Source organism: Pedobacter sp. 05L430 (assembly GCF_056397585.1).
On record NZ_JBFTNT010000516.1, the window covers coordinates 1 to 1,472 of the forward strand.

Sequence of the window (1,472 nt, forward strand, 5' to 3'; positions counted from 1 at the left end):
GATTTAAATGTCCGAACCATTGTTGTAGGGTTTGATACCTGCGACCACTGATGAGTACTACCCGATTTGCCGGATCAGAACTCAGTTTATTTAATATATCATATAGTTCCTGATCTGGGGAAGCTTTGTCTATATCGCCATGAAAACCAACCAGAGTGCCATCGTAATCTAAAAATATGTATCGATCTTTTGATTTTTTATAATCTAATGCTATTTGATCTTTTACTGATTGTACTGCGTGTTTTGTTAATAGAGATTCTTGCAATTGTTTTACTTCTTTTAGTTTATCCATAAAATTTTTAACCCACAGGTGGATGTTGAATTTTTTAACGATATGTCTCATACTAGACATACGCGCATTTTGTTCTTCAATAGGCATATCTATTGCCCGTACAATTGCCCGCATAATGTCGCCAATGTTATTAGGGTTAACTATTAAAGCATCATTTAATTCTTTAGATGCTCCAGCCATTTCGCTTAAAACTAAAACACCATCGTTATTTGTACGGGAGGCCACATATTCTTTACTCACCAGATTCATTCCATCGCGCATGGGCGTTACCAGGCAGATGTCGGCCGTGCTATATAGAGCTGAAAGAAATTCAACAGAAAATGATCTGTAGAAATAATGAATGGGTACCCAGTCTATTGTCCTGAACCTTGCATTAATGTTACCGACCAGTTGATCAATATGATCCCTAAGCTCTTTATATTTAGGAACGGTATCTCTTGATGGCACTACAATCATATACAGTGCTATCTTTTCTTTGTATTCCGGATGGAGCTGAAGTAATAGTTCTAAAGCTTGTAAACGTTGAATGATACCTTTGCTGTAATCTAACCTGTCGATAGTTAGAATTATTTTAAGACCCTCCTGACTTGCTTTAAATGAAGCTGAGTGCTTAGCTACTTTTGCATGCATAGTTAGTTCTTCAAATTTATCAGCGTCAATTCCCATTGGAAAGGCTTCTACCACAACTTGCCGGTCTTTGTGAATGATCACATTATCTGATAACTTGCTAGTTGATAGCCTTGATGCAGCACTTAGAAAATGCCTTACATCGTCAAAGGTATGGAAGCCCAGAAGATCCGCTCCAAGCATACCTGAAATAAGTTCTTCTCTCCACGGGATCAATCTGAAAATTTCGTAAGATGGAAAAGGTATGTGCTGAAAGAAACCGATGGTAACCAAAGGTTTTTCTCTTCTGATTAGGCAAGGTAAAAGAAGTAGCTGATAATCGTGTATCCAAATGGTATCGCCATCATTAACTGCTTCTATTGCTGCATCTTTAAACTTTTCATTTACAGATTTGTATGAATCCCAATAGTCTTGCTCAAAGTTTGCATATGTGGTAAGGTAGTGAAAAACAGGCCAGAGTATCTCGTTCGAAAACCCTTCATAGTATAAATTAATCTCGTCTGTGGTTAAAAAGACAGGAATAAGATTAAGCGTGGCAAGTAGTTTTTTAACC

General features: G+C 37.3%; 1 protein-coding gene. It reads right to left on the reverse strand.

Annotated elements, in window-relative coordinates; all coding sequences use genetic code 11:
* Positions 1-1,472 (reverse strand): bifunctional alpha,alpha-trehalose-phosphate synthase (UDP-forming)/trehalose-phosphatase (locus AC1DG9_RS26970; protein ID WP_477635681.1); only part of this gene is annotated, 1,472 nt, incomplete at both ends.